Raw genomic sequence first — 22,705 nt, forward strand, 5'->3', positions numbered from 1 at the left:
ATAGTGGAGGTGTAGTTAATGAACTACGGAGAAATGCTATTATCGAAAGTGGTAGACACCGCTAATCCTATACAATTAAACCATGTAACAGAACGAGATTTTGTTACAGAAGCTGAACGTAAAGCGTACCGTTTTATTAAAGATTACGTAGAGACTAATCGAGGGCGTGTCCCCGACTTTCGTACGCTAGTAGCAGAAGTCGACGGTTTCACATACGTCCCAAATGTCGAGGATAGTTTCGAGTATTTAACGAAGCAAATAAAATCCTATTCTGCGAAAATCGAAGTGATGGGACTACTACAAAACGAAGCGCCAGGACAATTCGAACAACTAGACGGAAATTCTTTCCTTGAATGGTTGCGAGAAAAAGTCGACGGAGTTATAATAAGAACAAATGTTCGTGATAAAGTGGGAACAAGTTTAAAGACCGACACGAACAGGTTTCTAGAAGAATACGAACGTCGTAAAAAGGGCGAGTCATATCGTATTTGGCACTCACGTTTTCCATTCATTAATAAGGCGATTGGTGGCTATGTTTCTTCGAACGTCTACACAATTTACGGAAAGTCAGGGCGTGGTAAATCCGCAACAACTATCGAAGAGGGCGTAGAGATAGCGTTCCAAGGAGCGAACGTGCTTATCTGGCTAATGGAAATGGGATGGTTTGAGGGAATGGTACGCTTATACACTTCGATTTCTTCTCGTATTGGAGCGACGGTTGCTGAACTAGATGGCGTGAACCTCGAAGCTGGTTTTGATTCAAAAGAAATCCGTCACGGCAAACTATCAGAAGAATTTGAACAAGGGTTTAAAACGTTCTTAGCGAATATCAACGAAATTCTACCTGGTAATATTATCGTCCGAGGCGTAGATGATGACGACTTTCACCGAAGGGATTTACGACAGTTAGAAGTTGATATTACTGAGACGAATGCAGATGTCGTTATCGTAGATCCGTTCTATTATCTAGACTACGAGAAGAATACGTCTAAAACGGCTGGTGGTGATGCGGCTGAAACATCGAAGAAGTTACGTCGATTAGCCGGTAAGACAGGCGTGGTTATGTTCGCTATCACACAGGCGGATGAGGTCGATAATAGTGAGGACGAAGATGGCCAACGAGAGTTACGTTTACCGAAACGTAGCGAGGTAAAGAAAACGAAAGCGCTTTTAGAGGACGCAGCGTTATTGATAGCGGTTGATACTGATGCAAAGCAAGGACGAGGTATGATCGGTATTAATAAAGGGCGTGACGGTGGTGAAGGGGAATCCGCCGAAATTATTTACATGCCACAGATTGGTGTTATTAAGGAAATGGAAACCGGCGAACAAGCGGCGAAGCAATTCACTTCAGTATTTTAAATTAAAAGAACGGTAGGTGATTCACCTTGTCAAGTATTCAGATACGTGGGCAGGAAGTAAATGTAGACATCGAGTATGAACTTCGGCAGTTTTCTTGGACTAACGAAAGATGGTCATATGATAAACTGATTGCAGCCTCGCCATTTAGGTATGAACACACACCGAGCTTCTTCGTTAACTTAGACGGGGATTACGCAGGCACGTGGAAAGATTCAGGCGCATTTGATAACGAGTGGGAAAGCGGCAACTTTACCAGATTGCTATCTTACTTGCGAAATGAGACGTATGAAGAAACGGAAGAGTATTTACTCGAAATGTACGGTGTGGAATATGGTTACGATAATCTCGTACTTAAGCCACCGAAACTCCGGATTGAAAGCGGACGTAGTCCCCTCGATTTTGGTCGGTTGCAAGAGTACGCTTATCGTCATCCGTATTTAGAACAACGAGGTATTAGCGAAGAAGTACAACGACAAATGAAGATAGGTTACGACCGTTTTAGGCAGGCGGTTGTAATTCCGTGGTTTGATACAAACGGTAGATTGGCGAATATAAAGTATCGGAAGGTTTCTTCGAAAGTCTTTTGGTACGAAAAGGATGGAAAGCCAATTGGAGATTTGATATACGGACTACATCTTGCTTATAGACGAAATATTAAACGTGCAGTATATTGTGAGGCGGAAATAGACGCGATGTCATTTATGACGGCTGGGTTTTTCGGATTGGCAAACGGAGGCTCGTCGTTTAACCAACGAAAGGCAGAGCAAATATTGAAGTCGCCGATAGAAGAATTAGTTATCGTGGCGGATAACGATCCGGCAGGCGAGAAACTTCGAGAAGAACTTGAGAAATATTTAAATGGGAAAATACGCTTGACAAATGGATTTGTTCGTGGGTATAAGGATGCGAATGAAGCGCTAATAAAAGAAGAGGCATCTTCGTTGATATCTGTAGTTGATAATGCGGAGCCAGTTCGATTAAAATTATTGTACGTGAATTCACGTAGTGACGGTCGGAGGGAAGATACGAAACCTTCCCGGTAAATAGATGTTATTCCGTTTCCCATTCGTATAATTCTTCGATGTCACAATGTAGTTTAGCGGCAATATTACGCGCTCTTTCTACGTTAGGCAAATTACGCAGGCTGACATAATCCGTTATGGATTGCGGTGTGATACCGACTTTTAGTGCAAGTTCAGCTTGTGTAATGCCATTCTTTTTACATAGTTCGGGAATACGGCACCTTCCGACTTTAAACGATTTAACCACCTCCTTTCTTAAACCGGAGGCTTTGAAACTATTATTCTTGAATGTTTATAATTTTAACTACTTTTTCTATAGGTACGTCTAGATGTAGACAGATTTCTTCTATTGTACTCAAATTTACAGACATCCCTTTGTTAATATTGGCAATAGTTCTTGCGTTTAGAATGGTACCGCGGAGATCACTAATTACCATCTCTTTTTCTTTTAGTGTCTCATGCAACGGAGAGTAGTCAATCATTTTAACACGTCCTTAAAAAAGTTTCTCAACCTATTCTCTGTTTACAAAAGTAAACATTAGAATTATAATTACATTATACCAAAATTTTCTTATACAGCATAGGAGGGTTTTCAAGTGCCGGGGTTTCACAGAGAGATATGCGATTTTATAAATGATAGAGACGATTTAACATTTTCAAGTGTAGGTGAACAAATCGAGGCGTCAAAGCAATGTATGTCTAAGTTTAAGAAGGATGGTACCATAGGGTTTAGAAAACTCTTGAGACTCTCCTATTATCTATTTCCAGAGAAACAACGTGAGAGGATGGAGGATTGGTGCCTGCAATTAGATTCAGCAGAGTCAATCCAACAGAGTTTAGAATATGCAGCAATAACACGGAATGTAAATTTACTAAAAAAACTAATTAAGAAACACAAAAAAGAAACTGGTATTGTAGGAGATTATATAGATGTTTACAAAATTATCTATAAATACATGAACTACGATATAGAAGGTTATAAAATAATAGAACATTTAAAAAAGATTGAAAATACTGAAGATGATACACTCACGATATTGATTAATATACTTAAGTGTTATGACCATTTTGCGCAAAAAAAGATCCATCTTATGTTGGATATGGCTTTAGAGGTAGAAGAAATGATTAAGAATTTAAGTGATAGTCGAAAGTTATTTATCAAGGAATGCTATCTTCATAGACTAGCTGAAATTTTAGCTCCAGTTTATCTACATAGAAATGAGCTAGATTTAGCAAGACATTATGCCTCTCTAATAATTAATGCAAATATTTGCGCGAAAACAGTTTCTGATGCGTCATACTATGTAGGGATGACGTACTTAGTTGAAGATAAAGATAAATGTTTAGAGTATCTTCAAAGAAGTCACGAAATCGCCAAATCTGTCAATGTAAAAAAATTAATTTTACAAACAAGAGATAACCTAGATTATGTTAAAATTTACCTAGGGATACCGCTTGGGATAGATTCAGATGCGAGACTTGTTATGTATCAAAACAATAGAAAAAATGTGAAGTTAATTAACGATTATATTGAAGAGAGAGGTGAGAGAGACTTTCTTTTGATGTATAGAGCTTGCAATCAAGAATCTATCCTTGGGCTGTACGAATGTTTCCAGAGGTTCTTTTCAAATTCGAACTTCTTTTTCTCTAGTCTAGTAGCAAAAGAAATATACGACAGAGGCGATCGTTCCGGTATGACTCAAATGTTAACTAATTTTAAAACTAACAATTTAAAGGGAGAGATTCAGTTTGAAAAAAGTTTTATTAGGAGTTTCCGCAATTTTGACTCTAGCTCTAGGAGTGTTTGCGCTTAATGAATTTGTAGATGCACAAGGAGATAATCAACAATACAGTTCACAAGAAACAAGACCGGGTGGTTAATTGGTAATTGAATAAGATTATGGAGAGGGATCTTATTGATCGCTCTTTTTTTGTTTTTCTAAATGTTTACGAAAGTATACAAAGTGTAAATTCCAGTACTTAGTGTACTTTGATAAATATTCCATGGTAATATGCTACAATTTGAACATTGGCAATAAACGAAAAATTTATTTTGAAAAATTATAAAAAATGTGCGCGGGCTTGGCAGCTTGTGCGTCATAGTTATTGTAAGGGGGAATAAGAAGTGAAAGACGAACAAAAATTGAATATTAACGAGATGGCAAACGACTATCTTCGAACAGGTGATGATTTCGTATTTACGGATTTGTACACTAGCTTATCGGAGGTATATCGAGACAAGCTTAGGTATTGGAGTACGAGTACATACATGGCAAACGAACACGACATAACCGACCTGTTCCATGATGTAATACACAAAGTATTAGAAAGTTTGCGAAATAACGTTGGCGGCGATTTCGTAAAACTATTCGCAGTATCATTAGGTAACTGTTACAAATCATTACTACGGAAGTTACGTACGAGAAGAAAGTACGAATTATACGATGGGCCAGATAGCGATGAGAATGAGAACACGGCAATGTTCGAAACTCTCAAAGACGACTTTGACTTAGAAGAACACGTTATAAAAAAGAAAGAAGCCGACCAGCGTGAGCTAATCGACTTCCTTGCAGACCCTGAGCAGGTCAATGACGAGACAACGACGGCGATCGTTGAATCGTTCCTGTCGAGTGAGAATAAAACTCCAACGCCGACGGCAATCGGCAAAATGTTGGGGCTACATCACTCGACGGTTATACGCAAGATCGAGCGCCTGGCAAAGCGCTTCGACGAGAGAAAGTTTGGTAATTACCGAGACTATCTCCTTGCGTAAAGATACGTTCTATATGCTTAGGCAGTGCATATAGGACAAGTAGTTTAACACATTTTGTTTGATGTACGAAGGAGGCAAAGCGCTTCCTCTCGTACCTACAACTAACCGACTTGGCAGGTCAATCAATTGCAATACTTTTGCTTAACGAGGAGTTAAGCCGAAGTACACTGATAGTGCACTCCGTATTTTTATTATAACTTACGTTTGTATTATTAACAATTGTTAACGAATTAAACTTCTATCGACAATAGTCAACGAAAAATGCACGTTGATATAACGTCATTACCTGTGTATTTCCCCAAAATATGAACAACGGGTAGTGACGTCATATGGGCGTTTGGCATTACAGCACGATGTGTTGCGTCCTACAAAAATTCTCGATTTCTACCGATGTATCCCCCACGTCGGTATTGCGTAACTTGAGCGATTGTTTAGCGCTCAAAAGCGATAAGTTGCGTAATACGGGCGTGGGAGTCACCCAAGCTCGAATTTATAACAAGGGAGTTGTTTCAATGGGTATTAGAGAAACGTTAAAAAAGCGTGAGGAACAACGAGAAGCAAATCAAAACGGAGGTAACAACGATTTTCCAGAAGGCGTAACACGATATGTTCGCATGGGGAAGCGCGGCGAAGTAAACGCAGATGGTCGCACGTTTATCTTACTGGCGGATCCAGATAATTGGTATTTCTACTTCGTACACGAAGATAAAACTTTCGACGGTAAACGTACAATCCACCGATTCCGAAAGCATTCATGTTTACACTCTCCACGTGAAACAAACGCAGACATTACGCAGTACTTCAAGCCAGGTAAAACGGAGTGTCCGTCATGTAAAGTCGGGGCGAAACGTAAGATGTACGCAATGATTCCTGTTTACGACTTAGAGTACGGTACTTACCGCGTAATCGATACGGCTGAGTTCCATATCAACAATATCATTGCTGACTACGATAAAGCCGAAAAGATGGGACGTAAGTTTAATCCAGAGTACTCGTTAGTAGGTGAAGCGGTCCATTTCAAACAAGTCGATAAATCTTATTCGCTTGAGTCAGGTGAAGCAACAGACGAGCAAGTCGAAAAGGCTAAAACGTTTATCGGTACGGACTTCAGTTACGAAGATTTAGCTAATTACCGCGAAGAGGACGACATCATTACATTGTTACAAGATGCGGAAGACGAAGCGATTGATAAATCGAAATTGCCGACAGCCGCAAACAACGAAGGTACACCAATCGATATCTCAGATGATGATTTACCGTTCTAAGGGGGAGCGTATATGGCACATGAAACAACAGTTAAGGGCGGTTGCTCGGAACTCCGAGTAGCCCTCGCGCTCTTAAACCTCGGTTGGGAAGTAGCGAATTCGTTCATCCCGGAGGTTTACGATTTAGTGGCGCGTGATCCGATTAATAAACAGTGGTACACGATACAGGTAAAAACGATTCGAGTAAGACACGATCGCGACGATGCGTTAGTGGTACAAGCGAAGAAAGGTAACGGCGAAGCTTACACGAAAGATGATTGCGACTATATAGCAGGAGTCGAAGGTGACCGAGTATTCATGTTCGAGTGTGCAGGACAACGTGAGTATTGGGCTACGGAAACTAGCGCAAGTCAACGATGGATTGAGTTAACGGCAGTTACTAATAACGAAGAAAACGAGGAGGAAATTAAACATGGCTAAATTAGACGGAGTTAAAGTGGTTAATGAAACGGTGGAATATAACGAGTTTGTTTATACGTTAGTTACAGGAGATGCAAAAGTAGAAGATATAGTGAAAGCATCTGAGCAAGAACTTGATGTAACAGAAGGAGCATTTTACTTAGTGGTAGACATTGATGACGACAACGATATCGTTTTTAAAGACAATGTCGATGATTCGAATTACTTTAATCAAGGAGAACATTCCGTATTCCGTAAATCGCACGTAATTACTACCGACAAACTAACCGATGCGGAAGGCGTAGTTACAATTACTTTACCTGACGGAACTAAACTCGAGGGTACTCCGTCTGACTTAGAAAAGATTACACGTAGTATGCAAAAGATGCAAAATGAGCAGCAAGGGCAGGCGGAACAGGTAGTAGCGGAAGAGGAAGTCGAAGTAGAGTATGAAGATGAGCCGGTGTCAGAACGTTTACAGGTTGGTGACTATGTGAAGGTTATCGCACACGATGATAATGGCCAATCTAAATTTGGCGATATTGTAAAAGTAACAGAGGATGATGAAAGCGACATTCCGTTTGACACTAAACATTTAGACGGTAGTTATGCGGGATGGCACTATGAAAAAGATTTAGTCCGCGCTACAGAAGCCGAAGTAAAAGCGGTAACTGAACCGAAAGTCGAACCGCTAAAAGTCGGCGATTTCGCGAAATTAATTAGCACAAACTTTAATACGAATGCAGATTTAAACGAGATTGTAGTAATTAACGTTGTTGACAAGACGGGGATTCCCTACGGTATTAAAAATTTAAACGGGGAAGAGATTGGGTGGGCCCCTAAAGATCATTTAGTAAAAGCAACCGACGAAGAAGTCCTCGAAGCAAAGCAAGCGTTATTGAAAGAAGGCGACTTTGCAAGGGTTATTGCTAATACATCAAACCATCGTTTTGAAATCGGTACGGTAGTAAATCTGAAGAGTCATAACAGTAATACTAAATCATTTTCCGCTTACTACCTTGACGGATCGGATTTCTGGGGAGTTTATAGTAAAGACCTCGAACCACTAACGAAAGAAGAAACGGAACACATTGCTCGTGAGGGTGAAGAAGAGAAGAAAGCGAAGGCGGAGCGTGCTAAGTGGGCGGCTATCGGTCGTGAGGTTGGTGAGATTAAGAAAGGTGATATCGTCCGTACGGTTTCCCATTGTGGAAGTGTAAATCCTGTAGGAACAATCGGTGTTGCGCGTGAAGATAGTACGGTATATTCTTGTTCGACAGTCGCTTTAGCCGGTGGTTCAGGAAATTGGTCGAGGGTAGAACTAATCGTGCCAGTAGAACAACGCTTCGACACAGTAGGTTAAACAATGCGCATTTGCGAAAATTGTAGCACTGTACTCAACCATAAAGAATTCGTTTACGACGATCGCGAAGGTAATTCGTTTTGTGATAGGAAATGCTACGAAGAGTGGGCGGAAGATAATTACGTTATAGTAGTAAGTTTTTATTACCGATTAAATTGCAAGGAAACGGGGCGGTAAGTTATGACGCCGAAATTAACGTTGAACTTAAAAATACCGGGTGTTGGCGATGAAGCGACGGTAAAAGAACGAGTGGCACAAGCGGTCGAGCGAAAGGAAAAAGCGACCGAAACGATTGAAGAAGCGTTCCAACGCGTTTGGCAGACGAGTAAATGGGACGAGAAAGAAGCATCATTATTTAAACTGGCACATGAAGCGTTCTTTTCCGGTGCGATAGGCAGGTTATCGGAAAAACGTTTAACGAAAAAAGAAATTAAAGAAATGGGACAACGAGTACAAGAAGAGCGTGAGGATGCGTTGCGAAAGCAGCGTATCCAACAAACGCTTGCTAATAAACCAAGTAATTACCATATTATTACTGATGAAACGAAACTAGGCGAAATGATTTCGCGTTTATATAAAGAAACAGAATTACAACGTACTAACGAATGGTTTCAACATGCATTCAAACTATTCGATAATACATTAATCCGACGTAAGTTAAGCGAGCGAGGTATCACAATCCCTTCAGCGCTGTCATTGACGGTGTGGGATACGGAGACTTCCGGCTTAGATAAGATGATTGATTTAACGGGCGGTTATTCGTTTTGGCTTCCGTTATTAAACGAAGGTTATTACGTAGCTTATGGCCATGTAAATGAAAAACACCAGTGTAAACGTTCAGTGGCATTGGAAGTAGTTAAATCGTTTTTAGAAGACGCAGCGCACATCAAGTCGTTTCATAACGCAGAGTACGACTTAAACATTTTACGTAACGATGGATTTAAGCCAGCAGGTGTACGATTCGACTCAATGGACGCACAATTCATCTTATATGATCACGAAGAAACATACGGTTTAAAACCGCTATTCACGAAGTACAAAAAAGCAATCGGCGGTTATGCGTTAGAAATGGATGATTTTACTTTCGAAGATTTATTCGGAAATGGGTCGCCGTTACCGTACAACGCTGAAACTGTTGGGATATACGCCATCAAGGATGTTCATAAAGGTTGGTTATTAACGAAATGGCAAATTGATAACTTAGTAGCGACGGATGACTTAGCGAAAGCGTATTTTGAAATTCGTCAATACTTACCTGAAGTAAACGTAGAGATTGTTCGTACTGGCTTCGAATTAAACTTAGAAGAGCTTTCGAAGTTGGAAGTTGAGTACGGAGAAGCTCATGGCGAAGCGCAACGTAAGTTATTTGAAACATATCAGATTGACGATGAATTTCTATATAAGATGTCGCTTGCAATTAAAGGCGAGCAGATTAACAAGTGGATTGAGGCGCAAAAGAAACGTATTGAAAAACAAAAAGATATGTTAAAGAAGTGCCAGGCGGAATTTAAAACAGCCAATCCAACGACTAAAAAGTATCAACAATTAAAGACTCGTATTCATAAGTATCAAACCGAGGCTTTTCCCGAGGCGATTCCGCAGAACGCACCGGATTATATACATGAATTTAACTTATCAAGTAATGATCATTTAGCGTATTTAATATACGACCATTTAGGCATTAAGGACCGTACGAAAGAAATCGTAAAGGACAAGAAGAAAGTACGAGCGGTTTCGAATGATGTGCTGGAACGTTATTTCAAGGAAGAAGAATCGCTAAAACCACTAGCGGACTTTTCAAAATATAGCAAGTTACTAGGTACCTATGTTGAGAAGATGCCGAAAGCGTTAGATGTCGACGGACGTATTCATACACAACTTAGAACGGTATCGACTGGACGTTATGGTTCGAGTGGTTACAAAGGAAAGCCAAACAATGTCTATACAGGCTCTATTACGGATAGTAATTTCTTAGATATTATCCAACGATTAGTAAATTGTGAAGAACAAGTTGAAAAAGGAACGAATTTACAGAACATACCATCACGATCAGAGGAAGGATTGCGAGTGCGTAAGACGTTTAAACCACGTGAAGGGCATAAATTCGGTGCTTCGGATTTATCCTCGATTGAGCCGAGGTTGCAGGCGCATCGTATGGCAACTGAATTCGGAGATGAGATATTTGCTATTATGTTCCGCAAAGGGCTTGACCCTTACGTGGAATTTGCGTCATTGCTATTCGATGTACCGAAAGATCATTGCTTAGAGGCGTATTACAAACAGATGAAAGGAACTGATAAAGCCGTACCACCATTCCGTAAATTAATGAAGCAATTATTCTTAGCCGAAGGATACGGGCAGGCTTTCGAGCAGTTTTATAAGTCGGTTCAAATATACGGAATCACAGAAGAACATGCATCAACAGCGTATAAGAAATTCGATGAAGTACTACCAGGATTTAAAAAGATGGTAGAAGCTACGTTTGAACATCTTCGACAACATGGATGGGTCGCTACATTATGGGGACAGAAACGTAGATTCCCGAAATATAAAGAACAGTGGAAACGACTAAATCAACTCATGCGTAAAGCACGCATTTCAGATAAAAACGATCCGAAACTAGGTGAGAAATCACGTAAGTTGAAATGGGAAGAACGTTCGGAGTTTTGGGAGTTAATCAAAGCTACAGGTAAAGCCGAACGACAAGCGTTTAACCATACGATTCAAGGTTCGGGCGCTAACGTATTACAGCTTTGTATGATTCGTAGTTATTACGAATGTACTCTTGCGAAAGGTTGGGAGTTCAACCTAACGTTACACGATGAAATGAAGCATTCGATCCCAAACGATCAATTAACACCTGAAGCCATTGCGCTATATGACGACATTATGACGAATACAGTCATTTTGGAAACTCCGTTAGAATGTGACACGGTAATTGAGCCGGAATGGATGAGCGAGTATTCGGCTGATGAGTGGGATTTCGAAAATTGTAAACCTAAGGAGGAACCGAATGATTAACCTATCCGAAGTTTCAACGAAAGAACTAAGCGAAGAATTAGAGCGACGACAGGGCGTAATCACCGTCAAAGTTGAGCCTTACGAAAAGATAGAAGTCGGAGGCATACGCGTAGCAGGGCCGGCAAACGTTTTAATAAATTAGGATTAAATAAATAAAGCTACTTAGAATCCCGTTATGTATAAGTTAAGGCTCGGGATAAGTAGCTTTATGTAAGAAACGTATTAGTGTAAAACTTTCCATGGAATAGGTTGAGGTTCAGAAGTACCAGATATCTTTTGAAGACCGATTGCTACCAAGCGTTTTGTAATTTCTCCGCCAACAGAACCGTTTGCACGAGATGTTGTTTCTGCCCCCAAATGTACACCGAACTCGCGTGCAACTTCTTGTGCGATTGGACCTATCGGATCGATTGGGCCTTTTGGTTTTGTATAAGAGCCGTCATCACTTGGTCTAGTGTTAATAATATTCATGAAATCACCGCCTTTCTACTATTAGAATTCATTACAGATTATTTTTTATACAAGGAAAAAGTTGGATTTAATACGGTGGTTAATTAAGAAATCAATATTTGAGGGGAGTAGGTAATTTGAGTAGAAACGCAGCACAATTATTACGTCAGAACACACAAGAAACATTCGCTTATGAAATCGCAGAGGAATTTCGCCAGTTTCTCGAAACGTGGCATTCCTATTCGGAGCCTTACGATACGCCTTTAGACGTCTGGCTCCACGAAAGCTATGCGAAAGTATTAAGCAAAGGCGAATACTTAGATTATAGAAGTCTACCATATTTCTCTCCTTCTTCAGCTAACTCATGTCCGAGGGAGCTTTACGAAAAGGCATTACGAAGCCCACGTGATCAAGCTGAAGTGAAGCCGTGGCAAAGACGTTGGCAATTCATCGGTACTAACATCGGTGATGCAATCCAACGTGATATTTTACTGGCGGAACGACATTACGAAAAGTTCACCGGTGAAAAACCACGTTTCAGAATTGAACGTACGAAAGACGGTTATCCATCGTTTGAGGATTTCGTTAAAACTCGTAAGGTAATCGAGCATAATGACCAACAATTCGCTTTAATCGGTACGTGTGACGGTATTTTAGAATACACCGATGAGCATGGCGTAATTACTCGCGTCGGACTCGAAATAAAATCGAAACAGACTACCTACAGTAAAACTTCTGGATATTCACTGCGCGAACCTGGCGCCGATCACGTCAAACAAGTTACATGCTACTCGTTAATGTACGACTTAGATTATTACATCGTACTTTATCTGAACGCATCGAAGAAAGCGTGGAATATGAGTGAAGAAGATTACGCAAAGTATCCCGATTTCAGAGCGTTTGGTGTTGCGGTAACGGACGAGATGCGAAATGAGGTATTGGACAAGTTTGCTAGTATCGTAGCGGCTGTTAATACGAAGCAACCTCCGAAACTAGATATCGAACATTGGACATTTAACAACTACAAGTCGGCGTGTGCTCAATCGTTAAGTGACGAAGAATACGAGGAACTTAAGACGCAAGTGAACCAAGTGAAGCGTTCGAGTTTGTCAGATACGAAGAAAGCTCCGTATTTTGGGGCATTGGAGTTTATTGATAAAGTGAGGTCTTGTAGCGATGGCTCGAAGTAAAAAAGCTTTCCGCACCCTCGCAATCGACACATCACTCGGTTGTCCTGGTATTGCGGTAATCGATGTTATCGACGGTAAGTCTAAACTAATCGACGTATCACATGTTAAAACAAAAAGCACTGAGCCGATAGCACTCCGTACTCAGATCATTGAAGCATGGGCGCTACTTTTTATACGAAAGTACGCTCCCTTCGATGTAATAGTGCGAGAGGGATTTTCGAGTAAGATAGCGTACACGAATTATACAGTATTCAGCGCTTGGAATGCAGTAGATAGAGCGCTGAATAGTTTCGGTTTAAAAGTCGATGATAGTATCGGACAGGCTTCCGTTAAGAAAAAACTACTCGGTAAAGGACGAGCGGAAAAAGAAGAGGTCGAGGCTGGCGTGAGGCAGTACGTTGAGTGGGGCGAATTTAAGACGAGTGATGAAAGTGACGCAGCAGCGATAGGACTAGCGTATTTAATTGATAAAGGGAGGGTAACAGAAGAAAAAATGCTAGGGAGCAACTAAGGTTCCCTAGCAAATAAACCTCTACAAAAATTGACTCTATTTTTCTAAAAGAGGTCGCGTTGCCGTTTATCTTTATGAAACTGGTTTACGTTCTCCTGTAGTGCCTTAAGTTCTTTTTTGGTAATCAGGGGTTGTAAATAAGGATAAGTTTTAAGTAATTTTGGCAAACAAAGCACACAAATATACTTGGACGATGATTCGAATCTTTTTTACATCTGATACAAATAGTCATAAAATCACTCCTGGTTTTTGAAATTTATGATTATAATTATTATTCAATTTATTGGAGGACAAGTAAATATAGTTTGATAGCTTTTGAGAAATATTTATTGAATATTAGGAGGTAATCGAAGGTGAATGTTAACTTATTAGCGCATACACAGTTATCAGAGTGTTTTAAAGCGATTTTACATGATGCAGAACAAGCTAGATTACTAATGAAGTGTACAGATGGACAAGCCGTTGGATTATCCGCAGTCCGCACGTGTTACTCCGCAAACAAACCGTCAGAAATAGTCGCTAAAGAAGGCAGTCGATACTTCGGAAACAAAGCAACGGACGGAGGGAAAGGTACGGAAGCTGATCGCTTAATGCGTCATATCATAGCAAGTAAACATACAAGCACTTTAGAGCATATTACATTTACGTTTGCTATCGAAGGGGTGAGCCGTGCATTGTTAGCACAACTCACCCGACATCGAGTTGGATTCAGCTTTTCGGTACAGTCGCAGAGATATGTACGTTTTGGTAGTGACGATAAATCAGGTGGATTTGATTATGCAATCCCTGAAAGTATTAAAGCCAAAGGTGAAGACCACGTGAGCCACTTCAAAGATATCATGAGAGAGTTTCAATACTCTTACGATTCATTGCGACGTATGGGAATCCCTGCTGAAGATGCTCGATCAGTATTACCTAACGCAGCAACAACAAATCTAGTAATGACGGTGAATTTACGTAGCTTACTAGATTTCTATACTAAACGTCGAAAAGGAAATGGCGCACAAGCTGAAATCGCAGAGCTAGCGGAACATCTACGAAAAGAAGTCGTTAAGGTTGAACCGTGGATAGACGAATTTTTCGAAGGAGGGAAATAAGTGACAGTATTAGCGTGGATAGTAATCGTAATTTCATTAATATTTGTAGTCGCGGTAATAACGAATAAAAAATACGATTTGTCAGTGCGCATTACAACTATAATACTTTTCTCACCGTCGTTACTGTTAAGCGTTTTATACCTAATCAAATAAAGGAGGGCGTTAATATGGCAGACGTAACTAAATTTGAAAGTGAAGAGTTGATTACTAGACCTAGTATAAATGATGTGCTCGACGAGATTAAAACGAAACAAACACGCCTTGAAGAACGTACAGAAGAAAACCACCGTAATATCCTAACGTTCTCACAAATGGCTGAATCCGCACGTAGTGATGCATCAAAAGCAATCGGCGGTGTAAATGCCTTAGATGAGCAGCTAGAGTTGGTACGTGAAGATATCGTATTTCTAGACGAAAAAGTATCAGCGTTAGAAGAGGCAAAACTACCGCAAAACATTACGATTAATATTAACGTTCTAGACGTAGAATCTGCAAAAGCAATCGTTGAATCTATTACGAAGGGGCGTGAATGATTTGTTATGTAACGCTAAGAAAATCGCTATTACGGGCAAGGCCCGAAGTGGAAAGACGGAGTTATCCCATTACGCCTGGATGTTATACGGCTTTAAAGAGTTCGACTTCTCAGCGGTATTAAAGGACGAGTTCCATCGACTGTTTCCGAATATTCCACGCGACCCGAAACCACGTGCTTATTATCAAAAGTTCGGTCAGTGGTTACGTGAGATTGATCCGGATATTTGGGTGAAGATGACGATGGGAAAGGTACACGAATATTGTTTCGAAGATGCGTTGAATAAAACCAACCACAAGCCGAAAGTGTTAATAAACGGAGTAAGACAACCGAATGAGTATCAGCGTTTACGAGACGAAGGTTTTGTATTTATTCGAGTAAGCGCATCGGATGACTTACGTATTGGTAGGGCGTACAACGTGGGCGATGTATTTACGGAAGAAGATTTGTCACATGAAACGGAAAGTCATATCGATGCTTTTGAAGTAGATTACGAGATTAATAACGTTGGGAGTATCGGCGAGATGTACAATCAATTCGATGTGATTATGCGTGAGTTAGGTGTGCAGTCGGTTAGTAATAGGGAGATTATGAGGGATGCCTTTCAATATATAAAGAATGTGATGGAATGAGAAAAAGATAAGGAGAGATGTGTTTGCATCTGTGTAAATCTTTCCCCTATCTTTGACTGTTTTGTGTTAAATTGCACCTACTTTAGCGTGTACATCTATTTTAGTTCCATCTTCATTTTTAAAATAGAAGTAGTACGTTCTATCTTTTTTAGAAGTAGGGTCTGGCAGATACATTTCTTGAATGATAGATTCGCCTGGATCTAGTTCATAACCACTCATCAGGTTACTTCCTTTTGGATTAACTAGTTTAAATGTGACAGGGGACACTCCATAGTTTTTGATGTAAATTCTAATCATCCCTTCTTCACTACCAAGATAGTCGAAATATACTTTACCGGATCTTTTAAATGAATATCTATCATCTATTAAAGTTCCTGGATCAGCCTTTAAATTGTGTAGTGCATTGTTTATGGGTTGAGTAGGTAAATTAAGTGTTGCAGCAGATGCGTATTCACCGCCAATTCCAGTAACTAATCCTAAAGCTAAAGTACCAACAACGATTTTCTTAAGCATTTTCTCATCTCCTAAGTCGTTTTTTGATGTGAATATATCACTACATAATATGAATTCCTTTTCTTTTGGAAGAAACCTTCTATAAATGTTTAATATTAACTTTATAAAAATATATTTGAATATTTAGTTAGTTTTAGGTGTAAAGGGTGAAACGATAAAAACGAATTTAAAAAAGAAACGGAGGAATCAAGATGTCAGAAACTAACGTAATCATTTACACAAAGAACGCATGCCCGAACTGTGATTAGGTAAAGTGGGCGTTAAATGCCGCAGGAGTAACTTATGAAACTCGCAATATCGACGAAGACCCATTGCATGCAGCCTGGATGGCGGACAAAGGGTATATGAGCGCACCTGTAACCGTATTTCCTAGCGGTAAGGAATTAGTCGGATTTGATATGGGCGAGTTTGCTGAGGAACTAGGACTTTAATAAATCGAATATAAGGAGCGATTCTATGACGAATAACACATTTAAATTCGTATCATTATTCTCTGGCGTGGGTGGATTCGAACAAGTTATAAATAAACTCGGAGGGAAATGTGTTATGTCCTCCGAGATTGATAAATTCGCAAATCAAGCTTACGAAGTGCTTTACGGACATAAAACAGTCGGTGACGTGACGAAGGTCGCTGCGGGAGATGTCCCGGAGCATGACGTTTTAGTCGGTGGGTTTCCTTGTCAGGCATTCTCGGTAGCAGGTAAGCGATTAGGATTTGATGACACACGAGGAACGTTATTCTTCGAAGTTGCACGTATTGCAAAGGAAAAGCAACCGAAACTATTACTCTTGGAAAACGTAAAAGGACTTATTTCACACGATAAAGGAAAGACGCTAGATACGATTATTAAAACGCTGAATGATATTGGATATACGGTTGACTTCAATGTACTGAATTCGAAATACTTTGGAGTACCGCAGAATCGAGAACGAATTTTCATAGTCGGTATCTTAAACGGAGAAACAGAACCTTGGAAAATCGAAGGGAATAACGTAGTTACAAAGGGTAAGCGACGTATTTCTACACTGGAAGGTGTCAAGACGTTTAACTTCGATTGGCCTGCACAAGATACAGTAACGACTAGATTACGGGATATCTTAGAGGACGAAGTGGACGAGCGTTATTATCTTAGCGAAGAGAAGACAGCGAGGTTGATTGCACAGTTAGAAGAAACGAAAGTCGAAAAACGAGCCGACACCGAACCACAAATGGTCGGTCACGTTGATATAAAAGGTCATGACGCAATCAAGCGCGTTTACAGCGCGGAGGGCGTTTCGCCAACTTTAACAACAATGGGTGGTGGACATAGAGAACCGAAGATAGCAGTCTTAGGACATAGCGGAAGCGGTGGGCAAAAAGGGCATATATACGATTCAGAAGGATTATGCTCTTGCTTAACCGCTACGGACTACAAACAGCCGAAACAAATAGCTGTTCAAGAAGTCCGACCCGTATTAACACCTGATTGTATCGAAAAACGACAAAATGGACGTAGATTTAAAGAGAATGACGAGCCATCGTTTACATTAACGGCACAAGATCGACATGGAGTGGCAATCCGTGAGGCAACGAAACAAGGTTATGCAATCGCGGAAGTGGGCGATTCAATCAACGTTCAATTTCCAAATAGTAAGACCCGACGCGGTCGCGTCGGCAAAGGTGTTGCTCAAACGTTGGAAACATCGTGTAACCAAGCGACACTCACACCGTCATATAGAATCCGTAAACTCACACCGAAGGAATGTTTCCGACTACAAGGCTTTCTAGATTCCGAGTTTGATAAGTTAGTTGGCGCTGGCATATCGAACTCTCAACTTTATAAAATGGCGGGCAACGCCGTAACTGTAAACGTAATTGAAGCGATTGGCACTCGCTTATTAAAATACTTACCGCATAACGAGATAGGCAGTCGTTATGTAGAGGTAACGGAAAAAGGAGCGTGAGTAAATGGGCGTAAGCAAATACGATAATGAAACGGCACACCGTCGAATAGAGCAGGAATACGCATTGGACAATCCGAAGTCAATTGATTTATTACTACGGCATTTACCGTATATGTATGAACGTAGATTTAACGGTGATTATGCAGCCTGCGATATACTAATCGATTTAGAGACGGCAATCTCAAAAGCGAACTTGACGGATAGGCAGCGTCAAGTCTTGCAGTTAGTATACTTCGAGGATATGAAACAAACGCAAGTTGCGGTCGAGATGGGGATCACGGCACCTACGGTTAATTTATATAAGCGATTGTTAGCGCAAAAGATAGCGGCGGTGTTTGAACGATGGGGTTGGGAAGACGAAGGTTATAAATTGACGATGGTAAGTACAGAGAGGAAGGCGGTTGCTTAATGGAGCAGACGAAATATACATTCCAAACAAACGGAGATTACAAAACGCAGTTCGAAACGTACGTAAATACGTTAATTACTAGTCTCCGAGAGGGCGATTCTGAGGCGATTAGTAATAGAGATGTACGTGCGAAAGAAATTAAATCGCTCACAGACGCTTATGTGGCGTCCATCGGAGAGCGACCTGAGCTGAAACAACTCGAACGTTTAGCAGATTTGTTGCTTTACGAAGAGCTTTCGAATACACACCCGGATAAAATGACTCGTGAAGAATATCCGATAATGAGCGATTACCAGTTGTCGAGGAGACATAGCAGAGAGGTATCGATGAAAGTAGCGGAAGAATACGGAGTAGATCGGAGAAATTACAAGCCTCCGTTTCGCAGGAAACGTACGAGAAAAGAGACGTGGCGAATCGATAGGGAAGCGAAGTCTAGGAAAGAGGAGAGACGGAAGATGTATAGGGAGTTTACGCGAGTGGAAGAGGTTAGAGTATATAACGAAAAGGAGTCGATTGCATGCAAATAAAAGTAGTTTTTGAAGATAACACTCACATATTATGGGGGAGATAGTTTTGCGGAGTGGAGTTAGACGTTCTTTTCTGGTAGATATTTTGTATTAAACGCTCACGATACGAAAGGTAATATGTGTATCGATACGCAAAAAGTAAAGTATGTTGAATGTATAAAATAAGAACTGATGAAGACTACCTATATGGTGGTCTTTTGTTATATTAAATTTAATTAATGTGTTATGATAATATATGTTTAGAAGAGGAATATCAGTTTGGAGATGGGAGAATTTGATGGATGAACTGCAATATTTACCTTTAGAAAATGTAAATGATGATAAATTAGGGTTTAAAGAGAAATCGAAAGATATAGCTACATTTATTGATAATTTTTCGGCAAACTTACCATACTCATTATCTATTAATGGATCGTGGGGATCTGGTAAATCTACTATGTTAAATTTTATAGAGAATAATTTGAACAAAGGAAAATGTAAGGTTGTGCGTTTTAATCCTTGGATGATTACTGATAGGGAAGAATTAATTAAGAATTTATTTGAAGAAATCTACTATGCAATGGGTGAAGGTGAACTTCATCGAGCAAAAGAAAAATTTTCTAAATATGCTCAAAAATTATTAGCGCCGGCAGCAAAAGCTATAGCTTTTGTGGGAGCATATAAAGCCGGAATGCCTCCTACTGTAGCTACCGGTACTAGTGTCGTTGTTGGTGAGACAACTCAAGCATTTAGTGATACTATTTTTGAGGATAAACCTTTGTCACTAAGAAAAAAAGAATTAAATGACATTTTAAATCAGACAATTAGACCAGATGGTCAAAAAATCGTAGTTATGATTGATGAAATAGATAGACTTTTCCCTGAAGAGGTTATTACAGTATTTCAAATGATTAAATCTACTCTCGATTTACCTGGTTTATTCTTTGTAGTCGCTATGGATGAAGAAGTTGTATTCGATGCTTTAAAAAAACAAGGCGTTAGTAAACCAGATTACTACTTGCATAAAATTTTTCAAAGAAAGTACTTTATTAACACAAAGCATCAACTTATGACATTAACAGATAATTTCATTATAAAGTTTCTTGATATGGAAAATAATGAATCCCATAGAGTTTTATCTAAAGTTTTGAAGGCCTATTTTTATGGAGAAGAGAAATATTTCGCCATAGATTATCCAATTGAAGTGAGTGATCTCGATAATTCACTGGAGGGTAATTGGCAACTTGTTGCAATGAATTCGGATTATACAATAGATTCATATTATATGGTAGTTGGTCTATTGAAGGAACATATAAATTTACATAACCCAAGGACATTTATCAGTTTTTCTCAATTTTTACTAGAAAATTGGCAGAATTATTTCGATTCTGTATTTAGTAAGGAAAATAAAATTCCGTGTTTTATCCATGCTTCCTTTTTAATTTTAGTAGCTTATTTTTATTACCCCTCTTTTATGGATATTAGAAGTTTAACAGATAGAGAAAGTGAGTCGGAGAATGTAAAAATGCCTGATGTTTTGAAAGAGATAAGACATCATATATGGTCGATAATTCCAGATTTACAAAAGAACGAGATCGTTGGTAAATCTCATATTAAATATGAAAAATTCCCTGATTCGGTTATAAGGACAGCTATTATTTCACTCAATAAATTTCCTGATTACTTAAGGGTATTAAATTAAGATTAGCACTATAGGAGAAGTACCAGCCAATACAGCGAAGGAATAAAAATAAGGCCATCGACTAAGGTGGCCTTATTTTTTCTTATATAATCCTCTTTTAACCTGTTCCCAATTTCCGCTACGTTTTAACGCCCACCATATAGCCTTACCTTTTGGTTCTATGTACGTATTGAATTGTTCCTTATTGAAAGTGGAATCATTAAATATATTAACCAATTCTTGCGTTATATATGTTTTATCAGGTGCTACCGTTCTTTCGAATTTTTGAATGAATTGAAGCGTTTGCTCATTTAGTGAGTACTTTTCTCCCATATATGCATCCCCCGAATATAGTTTAATAATGGTATTTTAGCATTTATATCGAGTAACTACTAATTCCTATCCTGACTTGTCGTATAGCAGAGGGATATGTTCTACACAGGTGAGGCTATAAGTATATAGTGTAGAAAAGGAGGAAAGACGAAGAAAGTAGCGGGAGTTTACACGAGAGTAGGCGGTTCAGATGTGTTCTATTCGAGAAATAAATCGAGAAAATAAAGGTGGGAGGGAACTAGTTCTATAAAGAACAACTATTCGGTGCTTTTTATAGTGGTGTTGCGGTAAATTTCACTATATAATTTAATAAGAGAAAATGAGCTTTAATAGACTAGGTTTCAAGAAGCATTTCATTAGAAGGCATTTGGAGGAATAAACAAATATGATAGATACACCATTAAAGGTAGAATATTTAATTATAATAGATACAACAACTGCATTTTGTTCAAATAAAGCTGCTTTTAATAATTTACTTAGGGCGAACTCAGATATTAAAATAGAAGGCGGAAAATTAAAGTATAAAGAAGTAGAGGCTGAATATAAAGTACATACAAACCAATCACATAAGGGGAATCAACGATTTTTCAATGTAGAATTAAAGTTTGAAGATTTATCGCAAATTGAAGAATACGAACAACTATTAAGAGCTGTAAGAGAAATGCTTCATAAAGTTGATAAGCATCCGCAGGTCCTTTGGGATGACTTTAGTTATTATTATTCTACTAAGGCGTACCCTTTAGTATATGAGATAGAGAACTTGATGAGAAAGCTCATCACAAAATTTATGTTAACAACTGTCGGATTAGGATGGGCTAAAGAGAATATTCCAGAAGAAGTAAAAGATTCAGTCAAGGAATCTAAGGAAGAGACGCCTGATTATCTGTATAAAACAGATTTTATTCAACTAGCGAACTTTTTGTTTAAAAAGTATTCATCCGAATCACCAAATAAATTATTAGAAAAATTAAGAGATGTGACAGAATTAAAAGAATTAACACTAGACGAATTAAAAGTATTTGTTCCAAAATCAAACTGGGAAAAATATTTTTCGGAATTTGTGGAAGGTGATGAAGAGTACTTAACTGTACGTTGGAAAAAAATATATAAATTAAGAAATAAAATTGCACATAATAGGGGTATCACTCGAAGTGAGTATAATCAAATTGCCAAATTAATTGGTGAAGTGAAAGAAAACTTACAGAAAGCTTTAGATAGTTTAAATAAAATAGTTTTATCTGAATCAGATAAAGATCTAGTTGTTGACAATGTAGCAGTGGAACTAGGTGGAATAATTGGTCACTTTTTACTTAATTTTATAGAATTAGATTCTATTATTCAGAGTAAATATAGATTGTTAGACCCAGAATTGGGTTTGAAAAAGCATTCGAATTTTATAGGAATGTCTAATGAACTATTGAAACAAGAAAAAATTGCAGATATAGACTTTCAGGAAATCATAGAGATTATAAAATGGAGAAATTTAATAGTTCATGGTGATGGAAAACATATTAATACGCCCGCTCTCGAGGAAATAAATGAACGTTTGAAAAGGCTAAATGAACGCTTATAAGGATTTAGTGGAAGGTAAACGCAATTGTGGTACGATTTAAAATCACGCGAGGAAGTTGAGGACTTCATACATAATGAAGTTCTTACGGCTCCCCTGAAGCCATCGAGATATTAGACATCACACGTGCGC

24 protein-coding genes and 1 pseudogene are annotated in these 22,705 nt (G+C 39.1%); 20 read left to right on the forward strand and 5 right to left on the reverse strand.

Translation table 11 applies throughout. The annotated features are described in order from the left end of the window. Positions 1-18 precede the first annotated feature (18 nt). Positions 19-1,362, forward strand: coding sequence for a DnaB-like helicase C-terminal domain-containing protein (locus BLT20_RS08905; protein WP_073339452.1), 1,344 nt, complete (start codon positions 19-21; stop codon positions 1,360-1,362). Between the two features lie 26 nt (positions 1,363-1,388). Then, the gene (locus BLT20_RS08910; RefSeq protein ID WP_073339455.1) at positions 1,389-2,405 is read left to right on the forward strand and encodes a toprim domain-containing protein; all 1,017 of its coding nucleotides are present in this window, start codon (positions 1,389-1,391) and stop codon (positions 2,403-2,405) included. Positions 2,406-2,412: 7 nt separating this feature from the next. Here BLT20_RS08910 and BLT20_RS08915 read toward each other — a convergent pair whose 3' ends face one another. Next, positions 2,413-2,631, reverse strand: coding sequence for a helix-turn-helix transcriptional regulator (locus BLT20_RS08915; protein WP_042867551.1), 219 nt, complete (start codon positions 2,629-2,631; stop codon positions 2,413-2,415). Positions 2,632-2,662: 31 nt separating this feature from the next. Then, positions 2,663-2,866, reverse strand: a complete 204-nt coding sequence (locus BLT20_RS08920) for a helix-turn-helix domain-containing protein (RefSeq protein WP_000568403.1) — start codon at positions 2,864-2,866, stop codon at positions 2,663-2,665. Positions 2,867-2,980: 114 nt separating this feature from the next. On the opposite strand from BLT20_RS08920, the gene BLT20_RS08925 reads away from it, so the two are divergent. The 7 genes from BLT20_RS08925 (at position 2,981) to BLT20_RS08955 (ending at position 11,347) form a co-directional block, all read left to right on the forward strand. After that, entirely contained in the window at positions 2,981-4,198 is a 1,218-nt protein-coding gene (locus BLT20_RS08925) for an AimR family lysis-lysogeny pheromone receptor (protein WP_073339458.1), read from the forward strand. Between the two features lie 311 nt (positions 4,199-4,509). Beyond that, complete coding sequence (locus tag BLT20_RS08930) at positions 4,510-5,157, forward strand: sigma-70 RNA polymerase sigma factor region 4 domain-containing protein (protein WP_073339460.1); 648 nt, start codon at positions 4,510-4,512, stop codon at positions 5,155-5,157. Positions 5,158-5,669: 512 nt separating this feature from the next. Next, on the forward strand, positions 5,670-6,422 hold the full coding sequence (locus tag BLT20_RS08935; RefSeq protein WP_073339463.1) for a single-stranded DNA-binding protein: 753 nt from the start codon (positions 5,670-5,672) through the stop codon (positions 6,420-6,422). A 126-nt stretch (positions 6,423-6,548) separates the two neighbouring features. After that, positions 6,549-6,842, forward strand: coding sequence for a hypothetical protein (locus tag BLT20_RS08940; protein WP_226798470.1), 294 nt, complete (start codon positions 6,549-6,551; stop codon positions 6,840-6,842). Next, positions 6,835-8,184 carry a hypothetical protein gene (locus BLT20_RS08945; RefSeq protein WP_073339469.1) on the forward strand — a complete coding sequence of 450 codons (1,350 nt, stop codon included), beginning with the start codon at positions 6,835-6,837 and terminating at the stop codon, positions 8,182-8,184. Before BLT20_RS08940 ends, BLT20_RS08945 begins: the two co-directional genes overlap by 8 nt. Positions 8,185-8,364: 180 nt before the next feature. After that, positions 8,365-11,205 (forward strand): DNA polymerase, encoded by a 2,841-nt coding sequence (locus tag BLT20_RS08950; RefSeq protein WP_073339472.1) that lies wholly within the window; start codon positions 8,365-8,367, stop codon positions 11,203-11,205. Next, positions 11,198-11,347 carry a BC1881 family protein gene (locus BLT20_RS08955; protein WP_073339474.1) on the forward strand — a complete coding sequence of 50 codons (150 nt, stop codon included), beginning with the start codon at positions 11,198-11,200 and terminating at the stop codon, positions 11,345-11,347. The genes BLT20_RS08950 and BLT20_RS08955 overlap by 8 nt, the downstream gene beginning before the upstream one ends. Positions 11,348-11,427: 80 nt before the next feature. Here BLT20_RS08955 and BLT20_RS08960 read toward each other — a convergent pair whose 3' ends face one another. Continuing rightward, on the reverse strand, positions 11,428-11,676 hold the full coding sequence (locus tag BLT20_RS08960) for an alpha/beta-type small acid-soluble spore protein (RefSeq protein WP_083605814.1): 249 nt from the start codon (positions 11,674-11,676) through the stop codon (positions 11,428-11,430). Positions 11,677-11,792: 116 nt separating this feature from the next. Between BLT20_RS08960 and BLT20_RS08965 the strand changes: the two genes are divergently transcribed. From BLT20_RS08965 to BLT20_RS08985, 5 genes are all read left to right on the forward strand, one after another. Then, positions 11,793-12,845, forward strand: coding sequence for a hypothetical protein (locus BLT20_RS08965; RefSeq protein ID WP_083605815.1), 1,053 nt, complete (start codon positions 11,793-11,795; stop codon positions 12,843-12,845). Then, positions 12,832-13,356 carry a crossover junction endodeoxyribonuclease RuvC gene (locus tag BLT20_RS08970; protein WP_073339479.1) on the forward strand — a complete coding sequence of 175 codons (525 nt, stop codon included), beginning with the start codon at positions 12,832-12,834 and terminating at the stop codon, positions 13,354-13,356. Before BLT20_RS08965 ends, BLT20_RS08970 begins: the two co-directional genes overlap by 14 nt. Before the next feature lie 353 nt (positions 13,357-13,709). Further along, positions 13,710-14,453, forward strand: a complete 744-nt coding sequence (thyX, locus tag BLT20_RS08975; RefSeq protein ID WP_073339481.1) for an FAD-dependent thymidylate synthase — start codon at positions 13,710-13,712, stop codon at positions 14,451-14,453. A gap of 167 nt (positions 14,454-14,620) precedes the next feature. Beyond that, positions 14,621-14,986 carry a hypothetical protein gene (locus tag BLT20_RS08980; protein ID WP_073339483.1) on the forward strand — a complete coding sequence of 122 codons (366 nt, stop codon included), beginning with the start codon at positions 14,621-14,623 and terminating at the stop codon, positions 14,984-14,986. 1 nt (position 14,987) lies between these two features. Beyond that, the gene (locus BLT20_RS08985; protein WP_073339486.1) at positions 14,988-15,617 is read left to right on the forward strand and encodes a nucleoside/nucleotide kinase family protein; all 630 of its coding nucleotides are present in this window, start codon (positions 14,988-14,990) and stop codon (positions 15,615-15,617) included. 66 nt (positions 15,618-15,683) lie between these two features. On the opposite strand, the gene BLT20_RS08990 is transcribed toward BLT20_RS08985, so the two are convergent. Then, entirely contained in the window at positions 15,684-16,130 is a 447-nt protein-coding gene (locus tag BLT20_RS08990; protein WP_073339489.1) for a hypothetical protein, read from the reverse strand. A 191-nt stretch (positions 16,131-16,321) separates the two neighbouring features. Between BLT20_RS08990 and BLT20_RS08995 the strand changes: the two are divergent. From BLT20_RS08995 to BLT20_RS09015, 5 genes and pseudogenes are all read left to right on the forward strand, one after another. After that, positions 16,322-16,561 (forward strand): annotated as a pseudogene (locus BLT20_RS08995) (glutaredoxin family protein). Positions 16,562-16,586: 25 nt separating this feature from the next. After that, entirely contained in the window at positions 16,587-18,074 is a 1,488-nt protein-coding gene (dcm, locus tag BLT20_RS09000; RefSeq protein ID WP_073339492.1) for a DNA (cytosine-5-)-methyltransferase, read from the forward strand. Between the two features lie 4 nt (positions 18,075-18,078). After that, positions 18,079-18,483, forward strand: coding sequence for a sigma factor-like helix-turn-helix DNA-binding protein (locus BLT20_RS09005; RefSeq protein WP_073339495.1), 405 nt, complete (start codon positions 18,079-18,081; stop codon positions 18,481-18,483). Beyond that, positions 18,483-19,010 carry a hypothetical protein gene (locus BLT20_RS09010; RefSeq protein WP_073339498.1) on the forward strand — a complete coding sequence of 176 codons (528 nt, stop codon included), beginning with the start codon at positions 18,483-18,485 and terminating at the stop codon, positions 19,008-19,010. The genes BLT20_RS09005 and BLT20_RS09010 overlap by 1 nt, the downstream gene beginning before the upstream one ends. 277 nt (positions 19,011-19,287) lie before the next feature. Further along, the gene (locus tag BLT20_RS09015) at positions 19,288-20,691 is read left to right on the forward strand and encodes a KAP family P-loop NTPase fold protein (protein WP_073339501.1); all 1,404 of its coding nucleotides are present in this window, start codon (positions 19,288-19,290) and stop codon (positions 20,689-20,691) included. A 72-nt stretch (positions 20,692-20,763) separates the two neighbouring features. Here the strand turns inward: BLT20_RS09015 and BLT20_RS09020 are convergent, their stop codons facing one another. Next, positions 20,764-21,003 carry a hypothetical protein gene (locus tag BLT20_RS09020; RefSeq protein ID WP_073339505.1) on the reverse strand — a complete coding sequence of 80 codons (240 nt, stop codon included), beginning with the start codon at positions 21,001-21,003 and terminating at the stop codon, positions 20,764-20,766. Between the two features lie 385 nt (positions 21,004-21,388). On the opposite strand from BLT20_RS09020, the gene BLT20_RS09025 reads away from it, so the two are divergent. Next, positions 21,389-22,576, forward strand: coding sequence for a HEPN domain-containing protein (locus BLT20_RS09025; RefSeq protein ID WP_073339508.1), 1,188 nt, complete (start codon positions 21,389-21,391; stop codon positions 22,574-22,576). Positions 22,577-22,705: the final 129 nt, after the last annotated feature.

It is taken from the genome of Bacillus sp. cl96 (assembly GCF_900100505.1).
Lineage (GTDB): Bacteria > Bacillota > Bacilli > Bacillales > Bacillaceae_G > Bacillus_A > Bacillus_A cereus.

What these genes read in the sequence shown, in the direction of transcription:
- BLT20_RS08905 (WP_073339452.1), top strand. Translation starts at nt 19, where the DNA reads ATGAACTACGGAGAAATGCTATTATCGAAAGTGGTAGACACCGCTAAT.
- BLT20_RS08970 (WP_073339479.1), top strand. Translation starts at nt 12,832, where the DNA reads ATGGCTCGAAGTAAAAAAGCTTTCCGCACCCTCGCAATCGACACATCA.
- BLT20_RS08920 (WP_000568403.1), bottom strand. Translation starts at nt 2,866, where the DNA reads ATGATTGACTACTCTCCGTTGCATGAGACACTAAAAGAAAAAGAGATG.
- BLT20_RS08935 (WP_073339463.1), top strand. Translation starts at nt 5,670, where the DNA reads ATGGGTATTAGAGAAACGTTAAAAAAGCGTGAGGAACAACGAGAAGCA.
- BLT20_RS08960 (WP_083605814.1), bottom strand. Translation starts at nt 11,676, where the DNA reads ATGAATATTATTAACACTAGACCAAGTGATGACGGCTCTTATACAAAA.
- BLT20_RS08950 (WP_073339472.1), top strand. Translation starts at nt 8,365, where the DNA reads ATGACGCCGAAATTAACGTTGAACTTAAAAATACCGGGTGTTGGCGAT.
- BLT20_RS09020 (WP_073339505.1), bottom strand. Translation starts at nt 21,003, where the DNA reads ATGGGAGAAAAGTACTCACTAAATGAGCAAACGCTTCAATTCATTCAA.
- BLT20_RS09010 (WP_073339498.1), top strand. Translation starts at nt 18,483, where the DNA reads ATGGAGCAGACGAAATATACATTCCAAACAAACGGAGATTACAAAACG.
- BLT20_RS09005 (WP_073339495.1), top strand. Translation starts at nt 18,079, where the DNA reads ATGGGCGTAAGCAAATACGATAATGAAACGGCACACCGTCGAATAGAG.
- BLT20_RS08955 (WP_073339474.1), top strand. Translation starts at nt 11,198, where the DNA reads ATGATTAACCTATCCGAAGTTTCAACGAAAGAACTAAGCGAAGAATTA.
- BLT20_RS09025 (WP_073339508.1), top strand. Translation starts at nt 21,389, where the DNA reads ATGATAGATACACCATTAAAGGTAGAATATTTAATTATAATAGATACA.
- BLT20_RS09015 (WP_073339501.1), top strand. Translation starts at nt 19,288, where the DNA reads ATGGATGAACTGCAATATTTACCTTTAGAAAATGTAAATGATGATAAA.
- BLT20_RS08980 (WP_073339483.1), top strand. Translation starts at nt 14,621, where the DNA reads ATGGCAGACGTAACTAAATTTGAAAGTGAAGAGTTGATTACTAGACCT.
- dcm (WP_073339492.1), top strand. Translation starts at nt 16,587, where the DNA reads ATGACGAATAACACATTTAAATTCGTATCATTATTCTCTGGCGTGGGT.
- BLT20_RS08990 (WP_073339489.1), bottom strand. Translation starts at nt 16,130, where the DNA reads ATGCTTAAGAAAATCGTTGTTGGTACTTTAGCTTTAGGATTAGTTACT.
- BLT20_RS08945 (WP_073339469.1), top strand. Translation starts at nt 6,835, where the DNA reads ATGGCTAAATTAGACGGAGTTAAAGTGGTTAATGAAACGGTGGAATAT.